13 protein-coding genes and 2 tRNA genes are annotated in these 17,264 nt (G+C 31.4%); 10 read left to right on the top strand and 5 right to left on the bottom strand.

What is annotated here, in order from left to right; all coding sequences use genetic code 11:
* Positions 1-165 precede the first annotated feature (165 nt).
* Positions 166-1,575 carry a type I glutamate--ammonia ligase gene (glnA, locus tag PVA18_RS04340; protein ID WP_045804977.1) on the bottom strand — a complete coding sequence of 470 codons (1,410 nt, stop codon included), beginning with the start codon at positions 1,573-1,575 and terminating at the stop codon, positions 166-168.
* 216 nt (positions 1,576-1,791) lie between these two features.
* Here glnA and PVA18_RS04335 point away from each other — a divergent pair.
* The 3 genes from PVA18_RS04335 (at position 1,792) to hemA (ending at position 4,383) form a co-directional block, all read left to right on the top strand.
* A tRNA-Lys gene (locus tag PVA18_RS04335) sits at positions 1,792-1,865 on the top strand.
* A gap of 27 nt (positions 1,866-1,892) precedes the next feature.
* Complete coding sequence (tyrS, locus tag PVA18_RS04330; protein ID WP_045804976.1) at positions 1,893-3,143, top strand: tyrosine--tRNA ligase; 1,251 nt, start codon at positions 1,893-1,895, stop codon at positions 3,141-3,143.
* A gap of 43 nt (positions 3,144-3,186) precedes the next feature.
* Positions 3,187-4,383 carry a 5-aminolevulinate synthase gene (hemA, locus tag PVA18_RS04325; RefSeq protein WP_045804975.1) on the top strand — a complete coding sequence of 399 codons (1,197 nt, stop codon included), beginning with the start codon at positions 3,187-3,189 and terminating at the stop codon, positions 4,381-4,383.
* A 10-nt stretch (positions 4,384-4,393) separates the two neighbouring features.
* Here the strand turns inward: hemA and PVA18_RS04320 are convergent, their stop codons facing one another.
* Entirely contained in the window at positions 4,394-4,762 is a 369-nt protein-coding gene (locus PVA18_RS04320) for a YraN family protein (protein ID WP_045804974.1), read from the bottom strand.
* 381 nt (positions 4,763-5,143) lie between these two features.
* On the opposite strand from PVA18_RS04320, the gene secF reads away from it, so the two are divergent.
* The gene (gene secF / locus PVA18_RS04315) at positions 5,144-6,025 is read left to right on the top strand and encodes a protein translocase subunit SecF (protein WP_045804973.1); all 882 of its coding nucleotides are present in this window, start codon (positions 5,144-5,146) and stop codon (positions 6,023-6,025) included.
* 356 nt (positions 6,026-6,381) lie between these two features.
* Here the strand turns inward: secF and PVA18_RS04310 are convergent.
* Both PVA18_RS04310 and PVA18_RS04305 read right to left on the bottom strand, forming a co-directional pair.
* Positions 6,382-6,456, bottom strand: a tRNA-Cys gene (locus PVA18_RS04310).
* Entirely contained in the window at positions 6,456-7,355 is a 900-nt protein-coding gene (locus PVA18_RS04305) for a class I fructose-bisphosphate aldolase (RefSeq protein ID WP_045804972.1), read from the bottom strand. The genes PVA18_RS04310 and PVA18_RS04305 overlap by 1 nt, the downstream gene beginning before the upstream one ends.
* Before the next feature lie 352 nt (positions 7,356-7,707).
* Here PVA18_RS04305 and PVA18_RS04300 point away from each other — a divergent pair, with 352 nt between their 5' ends.
* From PVA18_RS04300 to PVA18_RS04290, 3 genes are all read left to right on the top strand, one after another.
* Complete coding sequence (locus tag PVA18_RS04300; RefSeq protein WP_045804971.1) at positions 7,708-8,916, top strand: pyruvate dehydrogenase complex dihydrolipoamide acetyltransferase; 1,209 nt, start codon at positions 7,708-7,710, stop codon at positions 8,914-8,916.
* Positions 8,917-9,472: 556 nt separating this feature from the next.
* Entirely contained in the window at positions 9,473-10,093 is a 621-nt protein-coding gene (locus PVA18_RS04295; RefSeq protein ID WP_434431848.1) for a hypothetical protein, read from the top strand.
* A 5-nt stretch (positions 10,094-10,098) separates the two neighbouring features.
* Positions 10,099-11,112: a DUF3514 domain-containing protein gene (locus PVA18_RS04290; protein ID WP_156135908.1), complete on the top strand. Its 1,014-nt coding sequence runs from the start codon at positions 10,099-10,101 to the stop codon at positions 11,110-11,112.
* Positions 11,113-11,403: 291 nt separating this feature from the next.
* Here PVA18_RS04290 and PVA18_RS04285 read toward each other — a convergent pair whose 3' ends face one another.
* Complete coding sequence (locus tag PVA18_RS04285) at positions 11,404-11,685, bottom strand: hypothetical protein (protein ID WP_045804968.1); 282 nt, start codon at positions 11,683-11,685, stop codon at positions 11,404-11,406.
* A gap of 277 nt (positions 11,686-11,962) precedes the next feature.
* Between PVA18_RS04285 and guaA the strand changes: the two genes are divergently transcribed.
* The 3 genes from guaA (at position 11,963) to gshA (ending at position 16,979) form a co-directional block, all read left to right on the top strand.
* Entirely contained in the window at positions 11,963-13,543 is a 1,581-nt protein-coding gene (guaA, locus tag PVA18_RS04280) for a glutamine-hydrolyzing GMP synthase (RefSeq protein WP_045804967.1), read from the top strand.
* Between the two features lie 667 nt (positions 13,544-14,210).
* Positions 14,211-15,461, top strand: a complete 1,251-nt coding sequence (locus PVA18_RS04275) for a citrate synthase (RefSeq protein ID WP_045804966.1) — start codon at positions 14,211-14,213, stop codon at positions 15,459-15,461.
* A gap of 282 nt (positions 15,462-15,743) precedes the next feature.
* Positions 15,744-16,979, top strand: coding sequence for a glutamate--cysteine ligase (gene gshA, locus PVA18_RS04270; RefSeq protein ID WP_231568514.1), 1,236 nt, complete (start codon positions 15,744-15,746; stop codon positions 16,977-16,979).
* Positions 16,980-17,264: the final 285 nt, after the last annotated feature.

The raw sequence follows: 17,264 nt of genomic DNA, 5'->3' as shown, positions 1-17,264 counted from the left end.
TAGTATGTTGCATTAGGGCTTGAATATATATTATGAAGTTATGAATGCAAATAAAGACCATCTTAATAATAATCCAATGATTTATTCATTGCACACTCCCACATTCTGAAATTTTGTATATAAACATGGCTCACTAACCATATAACAAATACAACGTTGATTTGTTTAAGAGTTATAATAATTTATAAATTCAATGGGATGTGGATGTAACTGTAGATCTTTTACTTCTAGCATTTTAAGATTTATATATGAATCAATTTGATCATTAGTAAATACGTTCCCTACTAACAGAAATTCTCTATTATTATCTAAACATTCTAATGCTTCTTCGAGAGAGCTTGCTACAGAGGTTAATTGTTGTAGTTCTGTTTTATCTAGTGAGTATAAATTCTTATCTATTGCTGGTCCAGGATGAACTTTATTTTGTATACCATACAATCCAGCCATTAACTGTGCAGAAAAACACAGGTATGGATTTGCAAGTGGATCGGGAAAGCGTACTTCTATCCTTTTAGCATTAGTATCATTCTTTGATGCGTATGGTATACGGATAGCGGAGGATCTATTTTCATATGAATAAGTCAACCAAGTTGGTGCTTCAAAATGTGGTACTAACCTTTTGTAGCTGTTTGTTGAAGGATTTGCAAATGCGTTGATAGCTTTGCCATATTTAATAATCCCACCTATATAATATAAGCAGGTTTCTGATATGCTGCCATCAGGATTGACAAAAAGGTTAACATTATCTTTCCATAAGGACTGGTGGCAATGCATACCGCTACCATTATCTTGTATTACTGGTTTTGGCATAAAGGTTGTAGTTTTACCATAAGACGATGCAACTCCATGCACTATATACTTACACTTTTGCACATTGTCTGCGCTAGATAGTAATTCATCGTGCTGGAATCCGACTTCACACTGTGATGCAGCGACTTCATGGTGATGTATTAAGGGTATGATACCTACTTCTTTGAACATTGTTAACATTTCTGAGCGAATGTCATGTAATGAATCAGTAGGAGGAGTAGGCATGTAACCACCTTTAGCCTTTGGGCGGTGACTGTTAGAAAATTCTCTTTTTTGGTACGGAGTGTCGTGTTCTGCAGAATCTATCTTAAAGTAAGAATTATACATTCCTGTGTGAAATTGTACATTGTCAAATATAAAAAACTCTACTTCTGGTCCAAAATAACACTTATCAGCAATGCCTGTAGATAGCATGTATTTAGATGCTTTTTGTGCTGTGTATCGTGGGTCTTTAGAATATTGGGATTGATTATATGGATCTACTATATTGCACATTATGACTAATGTTGATTGGGTAGAAAATGGATCAATAAAGGCTGTACTTATATCCGGTAATAATATCATATCTGATTTTTCTATTGACTGCCATCCAGGAATCGATGAACTATCAAAATTAATCCCTGCTGACAAAACCTGTGCGTCTGTAGTCTCTGCACTGCGTGTTATGTGGTGCCATTTGCCATTAGAACCTGTAAACCTTAAATCAATAAAATTTATTGCATTTTTTTTTATGTAGTCTAAAGTATCCTCTATAGAAAGGAACATAATGAAATTACCCAGCTTAAAAACAGACAGGATATCAAGTTTTTTGTTGTTTTGCAATATGCATAATTTATAATTTGTGGTTTATTATAGAATTAACTTGTCCTGCTATGTATATTTACTTGAATTGTATTGCTATTCTATTAAGAAAAACCTTTACTTAATTTTAGGAAAATGGTTCAATATACATTGTAGATACTATAATATATCTTTGGTTGAGATCCCGTAGCTCAGTTCGGTAGAGCGTCTGACTTTTAATCAGTAGGTCGCGCGTTCGATTCGCGCCGGGATCACTGGTTTTTTAATAATCTGTTTCTAAAATGAAGTTCAAGTCTCAGTTCTTAAGCTTTTTGTATTCTCGAGGGTATTTTAATCAATGTACTAACGTTAGTGCCTTAGATCAATTAATGGCCCAACAATGTATATGTGTTTACATAGGATTTGATTGTACTGCTAAAAGTTTACATGTTGGTAGTTTGGTGCAGATTATGGTTTTAAGGTACCTGCAAAAATTTGGTCATAAACCGATAATATTGTTAGGAGATGGGACAACTAAAATAGGTGATCCTTCTGGTAAGGATAAGTCACGAGTAATGCTGTCTGCTAATGAGATTGAGGAGAATACATTAGGTATTTGTGAAGTATTAAAGAAGTTTATTGTATTTGGCAATGGAACACACGATGCGTTGTTAGTACGTAACGCTGAATGGTTAGATGATTTAAATTATATAGAGTTTTTAAGAGATATAGGTAAACATTTTTCCGTGAACAACATGTTGACTTTTGATAATGTAAGATTGCGTTTAGAAAGAGAACAGAATCTTAGCTTTTTAGAGTTTAATTACATGTTGTTACAGTCATATGATTTTGTGGAGTTAAATCGGCGTCATAATTGTTTGTTACAAATAGGTGGCTCTGATCAATGGGGTAATATTGTTAATGGTGTGGAATTGGGTAGGAAGTTGAGATTACCGGAACTTTTTGGTCTTACTACTAATTTAGTACTTACAAGCTCAGGTGAAAAAATGGGTAAAACTGCACAAGGGGCAGTGTGGTTGGATGGTAGTATGTATAATCCTGTTGATTATTGGCAATATTTTCGTAATGTTAAGGATGAGGATGTAGGTCGTTTTTTAAAGTTATTTACGGAGTTATCTCTTGATGAGATAAAAGAGTTGGAGCTTTTGCAGGGACATGAGATTAATGAAGCAAAGAAAATATTAGCTACTGAAGCTACTAAAATATGTCACGGAGAGCAAATTGCTCAAAGTATTGCTAATGATGCGCTTAAAGTTTTTGAACATAATGATGATTCAGGTTTATCACCTTTTTATGTGAGTAAATGTGATGTGGAGTTAGGATTACCTATAATAAAATTACTTCAAATGTCTGGAATGGAAAAAAGTAGTAGTAGTGCCAGAAGATTGATTAATGGTAGAGGATGCAAAATTAATGATGTGGTTTTGCTAGATATGAATTACAAGTTATCTTTAAAGGACTTTTGCAATACATATTATGTTAAGTTGAGTTGTGGTAAAAAGCGCCATTTAAAGATAATGTTAGGGGAGTGATTTTTGATTAGGTTTTATATTAAAGCACAGGGTGAAAAGAATTATGGTAAATTATGAAGAAATCTTTTTTAACCGAATTAAGCATATAAAAGATGAAGGTCGATATAGGGAATTTACTGGGTTTTCACGTATTCCTGGCCAATTTCCTTATGCTATTGAATGTAGTGTAAATAATATAGTTACTCTGTGGTGTAGCAATGATTATTTAGGTATGGGGCAAAATGAACATATGATTCTTGCTATCAAGAATTATGGTAGTAGTGTAGGTGCTGGGGGTACAAGGAATATTTCTGGGACTACAAAAGAAATTATTGAACTTGAAGAGTCATTAGCAGATTTACATAAGAAACCAGCTGCTCTAACTTTTGTATGTGGTTATGTTGCAAATCAGACTACTATCAGTACATTGCTTTCTGTAATTCCAGATATTGTAGTTTTTTCAGATGAAAAAAATCATTCTTCTATGATAGAAGGAATCAGAGGCAGTAATAGAGCAAAATATATATTCAAGCACAATGATGTTAGCCATCTTGAAGATTTATTGAAGTCTGTTGATATATCTGTGCCTAAAATTATAATATTTGAATCTTTATATTCTATGGATGGAGATGTAGCTCCAATTTCTAAGATTTGTGATTTAGCTGATAAATATAATGCAATAACTTATTTAGATGAAGTTCATGCAGTTGGTCTGTATGGAAATCGTGGTGGGGGTATATCAGAGCAGGAGAACATATCTGATAGAATTACAATCATTCAAGGAACGCTTTCCAAAGCTTTTGGGGTTATGGGAGGATATATTGCTGGATCAAAAAATTTAGTGGATGTTATTAGAAGTTTTGCTCCTGGCTTTATTTTTACTACAGCATTATCACCGCTTATTGCATCATCTGCTAGAATAAGTGTTGAACATTTGAAAAATAGTTCTATTGAGAGGGAAAAGCAACGTGAAGTTGTGAGTAAAGTAAAGGAGTCTTTCTCCAAGGCTGGGATTAATTTTGTTAAAACAGACACACATATCATTCCTATTATTATAGGTAATTCAATGGCTTGTAAGAATATTTCACAGGTGTTGCTTAAGGAATACAAGATATATATACAGTCTATTAATTATCCTACTGTACCTGTAGGTACGGAAAGATTAAGAATTACTCCAACACCTTGTCATACGGATGAAATGATCAGTGAATTAACTCAAGCTTTAGTTAGTGTTTTGCGAAGATTTAAAATAATGGGTTAATTAAAGCAAGTTAAAGTTCTTGCCAAGCATGAGAGATATGTATCAATCCTTTTGAAAGTGAAAGAAAATATAAATCAAATCTTATGTTGTATTCTTCAAATTTTGTATGATACGTAATAAAGTATTTTGCTACTCTGACAATAGATTTTTGTTGCTTGTTAGTGATAGGAATTTCTGATCCAAGTATACTGGTTTTGACTTCTATGAAAACTAAGTATTTGTTCTTAACAGCAATTATATCTGTTTCTCCTAGAACACATTTGTACCTATGTTTTATAATGTGATATCTTTTGCACTTTAAAACCCAGATTATTACTATTTCTCCCAAATAGCCTACAATGTTGTAAATGAAATGCTTATAATTCTTAATGTAAAACACTGTATAATGATAGAAATTATAAATAAGTTAATATACATAGTTTCTATGTAGAAGGAAACGTGTTTGTGATGCTTATGTAAGCTTACCCTAAAATAGATTTAGATATATGTTTTATAATGTGATATCTTTTGCACTTTAAAACCCAGATTATTACTATTTCTCCCAAGTATCTTGCAATATTAAAAATGAACAGTCTGTAGTTTTTATTGAGGATCGTGTATAATGAAAATTATCAGTAAAGCTACTATACAAAATTTTTTAATATAGGAAAAAATAATAATTATATATTTTTAGTGTTTATTGCATTATGGGAAAGTGTTTTTTCTTGAATAAGTATTAGAAATCACATAGGCTTAATGAGTTAATTTATAGTTTTGAGTAGTGGTTTTCCTTAGTGGTACAAATATAAATTTTTCTAAGTATAGGATATATGCTGTATCTTGTAGTGGTATTCTCATGCTTGTTTCAATATTGCTTGTTTTATTTAAAGGTATATACTTTGGTACAGATTTTGCAGGTGGTATCATAATCGAACTTCGTGCAGATCAAATAGATACTAGAGATGTTAATCTAAAACTGCAGGAGAATGGTTTTATAGGTTTCTCTGTTCAAGGTTTTAAAAATAATGATAAAGAGTTAATGATTCGTTTTAAGAATGAAAAAAATTCGAGACAATCTTATGTTGTTGAAAAGATAAAACGGGTATTAGAAGAAATACTAGGTGAAGTAACTTATTTAAAAATAGATTATGTTGGGCCGCAAGTTGGATATAAACAGATTTTTGAAGGGTTATGTGCAATAATATTTTCATTGTTAGGAATGTTTTTATATTTGTGGTTAAGGTTTCAGTGGAGTTTTGCATTAGGTGGTGTTTTAGCTCTAATACATGATGTTGTTTTAACATTGGGATTAATTAGCTTGTGTAATATTGAGTTTAATCTTTCTTCTACTGCAGCAATCTTAACAGTTATTGGTTATTCAGTTAATGATTCAGTAGTAATATATGATAGGATTAGGGAATTACTTAAGAAGAAAATACAAAGAAAGCTGCCTGATATCATTAATATGAGTATTAACGCTACTTTATCAAGAACAATATTGACGTCTGGTACGACTATGCTAGCATCTATTCCTTTAATGTTATTGTGTCAGGGTACAGTTAGAGAGTTGAGTATAATTGTATTTTTTGGTATAGCTGTTGGAACATATTCATCAGTATTTATAGCAACGACTTCTTTATCTAATAGTATCAGCAAAGCTTAGGGTATTGTAAGTGCTTATGATAACAACAACTTCTTTATGTAACATTGTTAACAAAGCTTTTGAATATTTTATTAGAACTTCTCCGATTAGTAATCGTAGTATTTTTCTGGTATAGTGATTGAGAGGCTTTGTCTAGGTGGTATAGTATTGCATATGAGATGTTTAGTTTTTTTGTGTTGTGATAAAACTTTCAATGCATAATTCCAGCAACAAGTTGTATTTTATCAAGCAATAGCTAAAATGTTATTTCATGTTCTGAGGGTAATATTTTAAAGGTCATCAGAGAATTTATTGCGGATTTCAACAACAGAACTTGTTACAATCAAATCTTACAAAAAGTGATCTTGTTGGTTGAATGGAGGCCAGGACCGGAATCGAACCGATATAAAAGGATTTGCAGTCCTCTGCATAAGCCATTCTGCCACCTAGCCTAATTGTTATAAATTTTTGCTATCTTTTCTATCATTGATATAGCATTACTTTTTGATCTCTGGAAGGAATTACGTCCTATAATAGATCCATCTCCTCCACCTAATTTTATTGACTGTATCTCTTGAAATAATTCTTCATCAGTTTTTGTTTCTCCACCTGAAAAGACAACTAATCTCCTTCCTGCAAAGCAAGATAATTTTATATATTCTATCCTTTTTTCTAAAGATGAAATGTCATAAGGTATAGAATCTCTTTCTATGTGACTTGTTGGTAACTTGACTTTTATGATATTTGCTCCAAGTGATGCTGCGATATGTGCAGCGTATGCTACTATATCTATTGCTGTTTCTCCTTGTTTTGAAATATCATTCCCTCGTGGGTATGACCATATTACAACTGCTAATCCTGCTGCTTTTGCTTCTGCAATAAGGTCTCTTGTTTCTCGAATCATAGAAAAGAAATTATGAGAACCTGGATAAATAGTTACTCCTATAGCTGAACATCCTAACTTTAACGCGTCTTTTATAGAAGAAGTTACCACTTGATCTAGACTATTTTTTGGAGAAAGCAACGTAGAGCTATTTAGTTTAAGTATAAGAGGGATAAGACCAGCATAAGTAGATGCTCCTGCTTCAAGCATACCAAGTGGAGCTGCATATGCACTAAACCCACCTTCAATAGCTAATTTAAAATGGTAATGTGGATCATAAGATTGAGGATTTTTTGAAAAGCTCTTAGTTGGTCCATGCTCCATGCCTTGGTCCACAGGTAATATCAATAACTTCCCACTACCAGCCACTTTACCATGTAACAGCATTCTTATCAGATTTGCTTTTACCCCTGGATTCTCGCTTTCGTAAAACCCCAAAATATCTTGAATACGATTACTGACTAGCACAAAGTCTCTATACGTTAAACAAATGTAATAATATTAGCAAGTTTTTTGTCTACTACAAGAAATAAAATGTGTTTAACAATATATTAATGACTGAAGGTATTCATAAGTGGCTTGCATACATGATAATTGATAGATAGATTATTAATATACCATAAGGGAGGTATTGTATAAGTTATGTGTCAGATTTGATATATTAGTAGTTCAACTTAGGTTTATTCGGAACAATTAGAAATAACATGTTTTGAGTATAAGTTATTTATCCTATTGTTTAGAATAGATGGTGCCTATAATTGGATTGACAATACATGTCTAATACTGTAATGGTGTATAAAAGATTTTTTTGATGTTAAGAATGCCAATAGAAGTATTGATGCCTGCTCTTTCTCCAACCATGAAAAGTGGGACTATAAGAAAGTGGTATAAGTCAGAAGGGGATGTAGTCAAGTCAGGTGATATAATAGCTGATATAGAAACTGATAAAGCTGTTATGGAATTTGAGTATACAGATGAAGATGGTATCATGGGCAAAGTTTTCTTTGAAGAAGGAAGCAAGAATGTACAAGTGAACCAATTGATAGCATTAATTGCTGTAGATGAACAAGATCTAGTTGGAATTCATTCATATAAGAAGAGTGATAATGTTCCTAAAGATGGGTCGGTTAAATCGCAGATTAATCAACAGGCTGTAAATACTGCGATGTTAAATAGTCCTTCTGATTCATGTGAAAGAATTAAAATTAGTCCTTTAGCCAAGAAGATTGCTTCCGACCTGTGTGTTGATATCAATTCAGTAAAAGGAACGGGTCCTTATGGAAGAATTATAAAAGCTGATATATTAGATATTGTAAATCAAAAGGGTAATGTGTCTAATTCTTTGGGAGAAAGTTCTTTTACTGAAATTAGTAGCATGCGTAGAGTAATAGCAGAACGTTTAGTACATTCTAAGCAAACGATTCCTCATTTTTATATTTCGGTAGATTGTTTGATGGATGATCTACTTAAACTAAGATTAGAAATTAATGCTGAAAATCTTGATAGTAAAGTTACAGTAAATGATTTCATTATTAAAGCTGTTGCTATGAGTATTAAGAAATTTCCTGAAATTAATGTATCTTGGTCTGATGATAAAATAGTTGTATTTCATAGTATTGATATTTCAGTTGCTGTATCTATTGATAATGGACTTATTACCCCAATTGTTTTCAATGCAGATAAAAAGTCTTTGTTAGAAATATCAAGTGAAGTTAAAGTATTAGCTACTAAAGCTAAGTCTGGCAAGTTGAAACCAGAGGAGTTCCAAGGTGGAGGTTTTACTGTTTCTAATCTTGGTATGTTTGGTATTAAGGAATTTTATGCAATTGTTAATCCTCCACAATCCTGTATAATGTCTGTTGGATGTTGCGAGAAAAAAGCAATAGTTGTTGGCGAACAAGTGTGTATTTCAAATGTTATGACAATAACATTGTCTGTAGATCATAGAGTGATTGATGGTGTGTTAGCAGCAAGATTTTTGAATTGCTTTAAGTCTTATTTAGAGAAACCGTTTTTAATGTTAATATAGACAATTTTGAGCCTATGCTACTTTTATTTGTTTCGTGTATTTATAACAGTTGTGAGCTGTTCTAGCTTTTTCTATGCTTAATCTACATTTTCTTTAGCTGTTAAATCTGTTTGAACAGTAATATTTATCTGCCCGTGTTTTTTTGTTATGTACCAATTCAGTGGTTAATATATGTTATCTACGTAATTTTCAGAGAAAATGGGTTAAATATAAAGCTTAGTTGGGTTTCTTTTAAGATTTGTGAAGTTTATTCATGGAATTCCTGAAGAATTAGCTATCTTAAATAAGGTGATATTATTACTGTGTCTAGAGTGTATTGTTTGAGTTATATTTATTAAACAGTAATTTTTGCTTTTTCATATAGTTAGAAGGTTAAGATAGTGTGTTGTTTTATTGGATAGTTACTCTGAGTATATAGTCAGTAGCGAAACTGCTATTATTACTTGAAAAAATCAGTAAGTTATGATATTATAAAGTAGGTAGTCTAATCTATCTTTTGGTTACGTGAAAAGTGTATTTCTGTAATGTTTCCTGTAGTTGGTGTTGTTATTGAGTGATGTTAGTGAATAATGATGAAATTACAAAAGCTATATCAAGGTCATCTGATAAATTTAGTAAAAAGAAAAAATCGAAGAGTAAAAAAATCAATGCTGAGTTGGAGCAACAAGAAGGAAAAGTAACTAGTGATGTATATGAAGCAAATATTGCTAGTCGACAGTTGACACAGCAGTCCTCTAATTTAGATCTTCAATCACAAAATTTGGAAAACAAGTATTTAAGAGAAGGTGCAAAGCCAAAAGTTTGTGGTAGTCAAGCTTCTTTTAGCATTGTAAGTTGTGCTAGAGAACTTGATGTTATAAGTTTGAAGGAGGAAGGTTCTAGTCAGGAAAGAGTATGTGGTAATATAGAAGAAGAGAAGGTTAAACCTAGTGCTGTACCAGAAGGTACAATGAGATTATCAGATAAACCTTTATGTAGGAGTATTAGGAAGAAATTAGTATTGAGAGACTTAAGTAGTACTAGTTCCTCTGTGACATCAGCAAGTTATGCTGACATGGTTAAAGTAAAGATGTTGGGTTTAAAGGAAGAAAGCTCTAGTACTGGTGTTGGCGCTGGACTATCAAGTACTAAGCTTACAACAAATCCCTGTGGAAGGATGGGGGGGGGGGGGACTTAACATTAGTGGAGATTTTGCCTGTAAAATATCTTGCAACTCCTGCTCCTGAGTTGTTCTTGGCTCCGCAATATTCTGCTAAAAAATGTATAATGAAGTTCCAGTCTACTGTAAAATGTTTTCTAAAGATGCATACGGAATATGCTCTTAGTTTTATGAATATGTTTAACGTGTGTGAGGATGAACAGGTTGTGCTTAAGAGTGACATGGAAAAGGCTTTGTTTACAGTAACTGAAAATCTACCCTTATGTGTGTTCATAATTAAACTGGGAATTCTTGAGCATCTACTAACTAGATTTTGTATGTTTAATATGTGTAATAGTCTAAGATATTGTGCAAGTCATTTTGATAATCAAAAATTTGTAGATAGTGTGATGGGTAAATTTCTTGCTGCAGATCATCATAAGTTAACGTTTCCATTGGTACAACTAGGTGCAACTTTTTGGGGTAATAATCAGCCTTTCCAACGCCAAGCTGTTTATAAACTGCATTCTAGTAAGTTTTATGTGAACTTACTAGACATATGTTATAAGTTTGCATGCATATCAAATGCACGTGAGAGATTTGCAAATGAGGTAGTAGATTTTGTGGTGTTATCTTGTATTACATGTTTTGGACAGATGTATAAGGTAAAACGGCTAGCTGCAAAGGAGTATGCAGAAAAACGACTTTATGCTGTAGCCTTTAATAGATTCTCTTCCAGGTTAAGGAATACATTTAGGCACTTATATTATCCACAGGAGAATCCTGTAGAAGAAATTTCTGGACTCAAAATTCCACGGAATATCATACAAATGTGTGATGAAAAGTTTTATGGTACAATTAAAAATCATGTGGAGGCAAATTCTATGGATTTTGGGGTTATTGTAAGTCATCTAGCAAGTTTTGCAAGAGAATTGCTGTTAGATGAAGAGGTGCTATCCCTTATACGACAAGATATAGATATGTATTATGAAGTAGTAGAAAAAAGATATTTAACAATGGGATGTGATTCATCTTATTCCTGCCAAAATCTAAGGTAATATTGGATATTTACAAATGTATGAAATGTGAATGTTTTAATAGCAATTATCAGAAGGTCTTCCATTGTTGATTTTTTGGCTACAGTTTATACAATCATGTACTGTAAAAAAGAATGAATGTTTATCTAAAGTTTTTTATAAAAGGTATAGCAAATATAGTGGCTATAAGCATTATAAACATCAAAAATTTACAATGCTTATAGAAGTTTACGTCAATAATATATAGTTCTTAATGGGGAAAGTAGGTAATATACTGTGTATAAGATGAGCTTTGATATATAAGGATTCTGTTTATTGGTCAGATGCTACCATGATTTTTTGCATATGTGGCATCATAATTTCTATAAAATGCTTCACTAATTCTTCTTGCTGATTTTGTGATAATGTTTTTTGCTCTGCATTAAGTGCAGAAGTAATTAAAGGTGTTAATACCTTATTTAATTCTGGAATTGCTGATTTAACTTCGTTTTTTATACATGCTTTCATCTTTGCATCTATCTTTGTTTTGCATCCTTTTTCAACATAACGCATAGCGCTATCTAAACTCTCATCTAAAGATAATTCTTCATTCATGTAATTGTCCCTAAATTTATGATTATTTTAGATTTTATTCTATATTTATTAATAAAATCATAATTCTTGTTGAGGGGGTGACTTTTTTGGTATAGTAATTACATTAATACGAGTCTTGAAAGATCTGCATTGTGTTTAGGTGTGTGTAAGTGCTTATTATTGTTTTATGTAGCAATATTGGATAGAAGGTCTTCCTTATGTTATGGATTGGTAAGTTTTTGTTTTACAAATTTATAAGAATAGATTTTTATTTTTCTGCAATTATGAGGTAACATAAATGTCAAGAGTAGCAATTATTGATTTTGGGTCGCAATTTACGCAATTGCTTGCTAGAAGAGTGAGAGAACTAAATATCTATTCTGAAATTTTTGCACATGATGTAGCATTCGACCGTATAAAAGACAGTAAAGCATTTATTTTGTCTGGAGGACCTAAGTCAGTCTTTAATTTAACAGAGATACCTAGAATTGTTCATGATATTATTGAATTAAATGAAAGAACTTCTGTTCCAGTGTTGGCAATATGTTATGGATTACAACTTGTGAGTAATTATTTCAAGTCAACAATTGCGCAGAGCTATGGTAAGGAATTTGGAAAAGCTACTTTAAATATTATAAAAGGGTCAGAAATAATAAAAGATGTGTGGCAAGTAGGAGAACAGGCTTGTGTGTGGATGAGCCATGCGGATAGTGTGTGTGATGTTCCATATGGATTTGAGGTCATAGCGTATAGTGTATTGAATAATATAATTGCGATGATAAGCAATGAAAAAAGAAAAATTTATGGGATGCAATTTCATCCTGAAGTGTATCATACTCGAGATGGTATGAAGTTACTTGCTAATTTTGTAAAGATAGCAGATTGTAAGAATAGTTGGACAATGGACTCTTTTCTAGATGATCAGCAAAATCTTATAAAGAAACAAGTAGGAAATAAAAAAGTAATAGCTGCGCTTAGTGGTGGCGTTGATTCTAGTGTTGCTGCAGCTTTGACTTATCGAGCAATAGGGGATCAATTGTGTTGTATCTTTATTGATAATGGGTTGCTGCGTTATAATGAAGCAGAAAAAGTAAGGCAGTTATTTATTAATCAATTTAAAATTCCTGTAACTGTTGTTGATAAATCATCGATATTTTTGAATAGACTTCAGTCTATTACTGATCCAGAACAAAAACGGAAGATAATAGGAAAAACATTTATCGAAGTGTTTGAAGAAGAAGCAAATAAAATAGGAGAGGTAGAATTTTTAATGCAAGGTACCATATATCCTGATGTTATAGAGTCTGGTGGTCCTGCTGAGAAAGAAAGTGTAACTATCAAATCACATCATAACGTTGGGGGGTTGCCTGATACAATGAAATTACAACTTGTTGAACCACTAAGATTTCTATTTAAAGATGAGGTTAGATTATTAGGAAAAAAGCTTGGTATATCGAATGAGATATTAACTCGTCATCCATTTCCAGGTCCTGGTTTAGCAATTAGGATCATAGGTGAAATTACTCAAGAAAAAGTAAGAATGTTACAAGTTGCTGATGAGATATATATCGATCTTATAAAAAAATATAACTTGTACGATATTATATGGCAGGCGTTTGTAGTGCTATTACCAGTAAGAACAGTAGGTGTAATGGGTGATAGTAGAACCTATGGTTATACTTGTGCTTTAAGAGCGGTTACTTCTAGTGATGGTATGACTGCAGAATGTTTCCCATTTGAGGTAGATTTGGAAACTAAATTAATCTTCTATGACTTTCTTAAGGATGTTAGTAATGCTATTGTAAATAATGTTCAAGGAATTAATAGAGTGGTATATGATACTACATCTAAACCCCCAGCTACAATTGAATGGGAATAGATAATTGAAGCACTTAAGAGTGTATTATGTGTTTTTATTTTATAACTCCTAGAGTTGTTTATTATATGTACGGTTTGCTGATGAGTATGTAAAATTTTATAAGAAAAACTAAAGTGATTTACTGAAGTGAGTGAACTAATAGAAAGATCTTAAATTTATTAAGACTAATCATATTTAGAAGTTTATATTAATTTGAAGAAATTATCTGTGCCATGTCTTATAGATTAAGAAAAGGTTAAATCTTATCAGTTTTTAATAATCAACATACTTAGTGGTTTATAATAGGACTGTTTTGTTGATATTGGGATTTTCATAGGAAAATGTCAATGAAGAATATATTAATTAATAGATTTGAGGAGATATAATAAAGTGTTAGTAGAAAGTTATGGTTGTTAGTCATAGTTTTAGGAGTGAGGTTAGAACTAAGTTATATTTTAGATTATGAGTATCTATATGTGAAAAAGTGGGTTTATTTTACGAAAAGTTAGTATTAATAACCTTATAAAATTTTATATGTGAATCTTTTAGGAAAGATGAGATTGTGAGTGTAATATATACAAATTTGCATTACTTCTGATAAGATTTAAAGTGTTTGGATTTTTAATTTTTATCTGTTTGTGTTATATAAGCAAAGTATACATCATTATTATTAAATTTAGGTGGAATTATGATCAAAGAAGCAGTATTAGAATTGGATGATCAAAGGATAAAATTGCCAGTGTTGTATGATACTAATGGGAATAAAGCTGTAGATATTACTTCTTTGTATAAAAACACAGGAGTGTTAACTTATGATCCAGGCTTTATGTCTACTGCTGCTTGTGAATCAAAGATTACGTTTATTGATGGAAATAAAGGTATATTATGTTATAGAGGACATAACATAGTAGATTTAGTAAATGGAAATAAGAGTTTTGTAGAAATAATATATTTGCTATTTTATGGTGTTTTTCCTGGTTCTGAGGATTTACAAAATTTTACATTACAGATTTCTCAAGAATATACACCTCCTCAGGTAGTGTATGATGTTATAAAGTCATTTTCACAAGATTCACATCCTATGGCTATATTAATGGCATGTTTTTCTGCCTTAGCATCATATTATCATGATCAAGAAGCTGATAAAGATGAATTAAAGTATGCTAAATTAGCTGTGGCTAAAATTGCAAGCATAGTAGCGCTGATTTATAGATATATAACGAATCAGGATTTTATTACAGCTGATACAAAATTGTCTTACAGTGAAAATTTCGTGCATATGATGTTTGATATTTCTTCCTATAAATTCACTCAGGTTGTTGCTAAAGCTTTGGATATTATCTTTGTATTGCATGCTGATCATGAGCAAAATGCTTCTACTGCTACTGTTAGGTTAGCTGGTTCTTCAGGAGCAGATTTATTTGCTTGTTTAGTAGCAGGAACAGCAACTTTATGGGGTCCAGCTCATGGTGGAGCAAATGAAGCTGTAATTAATATGTTAATGACAATTGAAAAACCAAGTAATGTAAAACAGTTTATTCAAAAAGTGAAGGATGGTAGTAAGACTACAAGATTAATGGGTTTTGGTCATAGAGTATATAAAAATTATGATCCACGTGCTAAAATTATGTGTGAAATTTGTAGAGAAGTGTTAAATGATTTAGGTATAGATGATCCATTATTAGAAGTAGCGGTAGAATTAGAAAACATTGCATTACAAGACAGCTATTTCATTGAGCGTAATTTATACCCTAATGTAGATTTTTATTCTGGAATTATTTTAAAATCTATCGGAATTCCAGTAAGGATGTTTACTACATTATTTGCACTGGCTAGAACGTCTGGTTGGTCTGCTCAATGGTATGAAATGGTGGCAAATAAAAATTATAAAATATGTCGTCCACGTCAGTTATATACTGGCCATATTACAAAAATCTAGTTTTTGTACTATTGTTATCAAATTTCTGTACTGGTATATAAGTATTAATTACGGACCTGATATAATGAATATATATTTAAAGATTATTATGTATCTGTTCAGTACATAATCCTAAATTTAGGAATGTGTGTGGTGGAAATATGTGTTAATTATATAAGCGTTATCTTAGGATATGAAATATAGATATGATGTTAAAAAAATTATGTACTATAATTGTAATGTTCATAAGTAGGATATTTAGATGTTTCACTATGGATAATTATCCTAAGATATTGATATGATATGAATTCGCTAGCAATGGTTTTATTGGTACTAATGACGATAATTGTTGATACATTAAATGATATATTCAGAAGGTATAAATTAGATATAGAGAATTGGTTTTCTAGTAAATTTGCTAGGTATAATCCGGTTTTAAATGTTTCGGTTGATTTGAGGATATCTGATTATAAAATTGCTCCTGTAGATACTAACATTTTTCCTGCAGGGTATAATAACTTTACGAAGCAATCACAAAGTTATACTTCTCAGTTGTTAAGAGAGTATATAGTTAATCACATAAATTGTAGGAAGGTTTTAATTGTAGCAGAGAATCATACGAGGAATTTAAAATATGTTGATAGTTTGATTGCTTTAAGAAATATAGTTAATAATGCAGACTTTATTGTTGAGGTAGGTATATGTAATATAAATCAAAATGTAGAACTTATTTCATCGACTGGACATGTGATAAATTGTTTATACCTTACTAATGATAATGGTGTACTTCAAGCTGGAGACGGATTCATAGCTGATCTTATTTTGCTTAACAATGATATGACTAGTGGAATTCCTAAAGTGCTACAAAATTTGAAATATCAAAGCATTATGCCATCTTTATTCTTGGGTTGGTTTAATAGAAGTAAATCTAATCATTTTTCTACTTATGAAGAGTTATCTAGGGAATTTTGTGAAAATCTTAATATTGACCCTTGGTTGATTTCAACATTGTTCTCTAGTTGTAATAATATTTGTTTTTTAAATGGTCAAGGTATTGATAGTATTGCTAATGAGGTAGATGTAATTATTAATAGAGTACGTAGTAAATTTCAATTATATAACATTAAAGAACAGCCATACGTATTTATAAAGGCAGATAATGGTACTTATGGTATGGGAATTGTGGTAGCTTATTGTGGAGATGACGTTTTAACACTTAATAAGAAGAACCGTAATAAAATGAAAAAAATCAAAGATAGTAAAGTTGTCAATAGTGTAATAATACAAGAAGGTATTACAACTAGAGAGCTCTTTAATGGTTATGTGGCTGAACCGTTAGTGTATTTTATAGGTCATACTCCTTCATGCTATTTGTATAGATATCATGCTGTGAAAGATAGATTTTCTAACTTGAATTCTGTAGGCTGTGATTTCATAGATGTAAGTTATAGACAACAAGACGTATTATGTTGGACTATAGTTAGTAAAATGGCTGCTTTGGCTGCAGCAATTGAAATGCATGATATATTAAATTACTAATATCAATAGCATTTAACCTTAAGAATATGGTTTGTTGATTAAATAGATCTATTGATTAACTTGGAAACTATAGTGCGTGGTGTAATGGCATGATATATGTGTTGCATAACTAATATGTATAACAAAATTTCTTAATGTTTTAAACATCAATTTTATCGAATGCTATATAGGTAAGGATATCTGCCTCCGAGGATTAGTCATATTTTTTGATTGTATCTTGCTTATATACAAAAATAGATAAAAGCCTAAACGCTTTAAATCTTATCAGTAGTAATGCAAGTTTGT

The organism is Ehrlichia muris subsp. eauclairensis (assembly GCF_051097115.1).
In the GTDB taxonomy this organism is placed as follows: Bacteria; Pseudomonadota; Alphaproteobacteria; order Rickettsiales; family Anaplasmataceae; genus Ehrlichia; species Ehrlichia muris.
The sequence above is the reverse complement of the archived record's forward strand: the minus strand, read 5'-3'. Positions and strand labels throughout refer to the sequence as shown.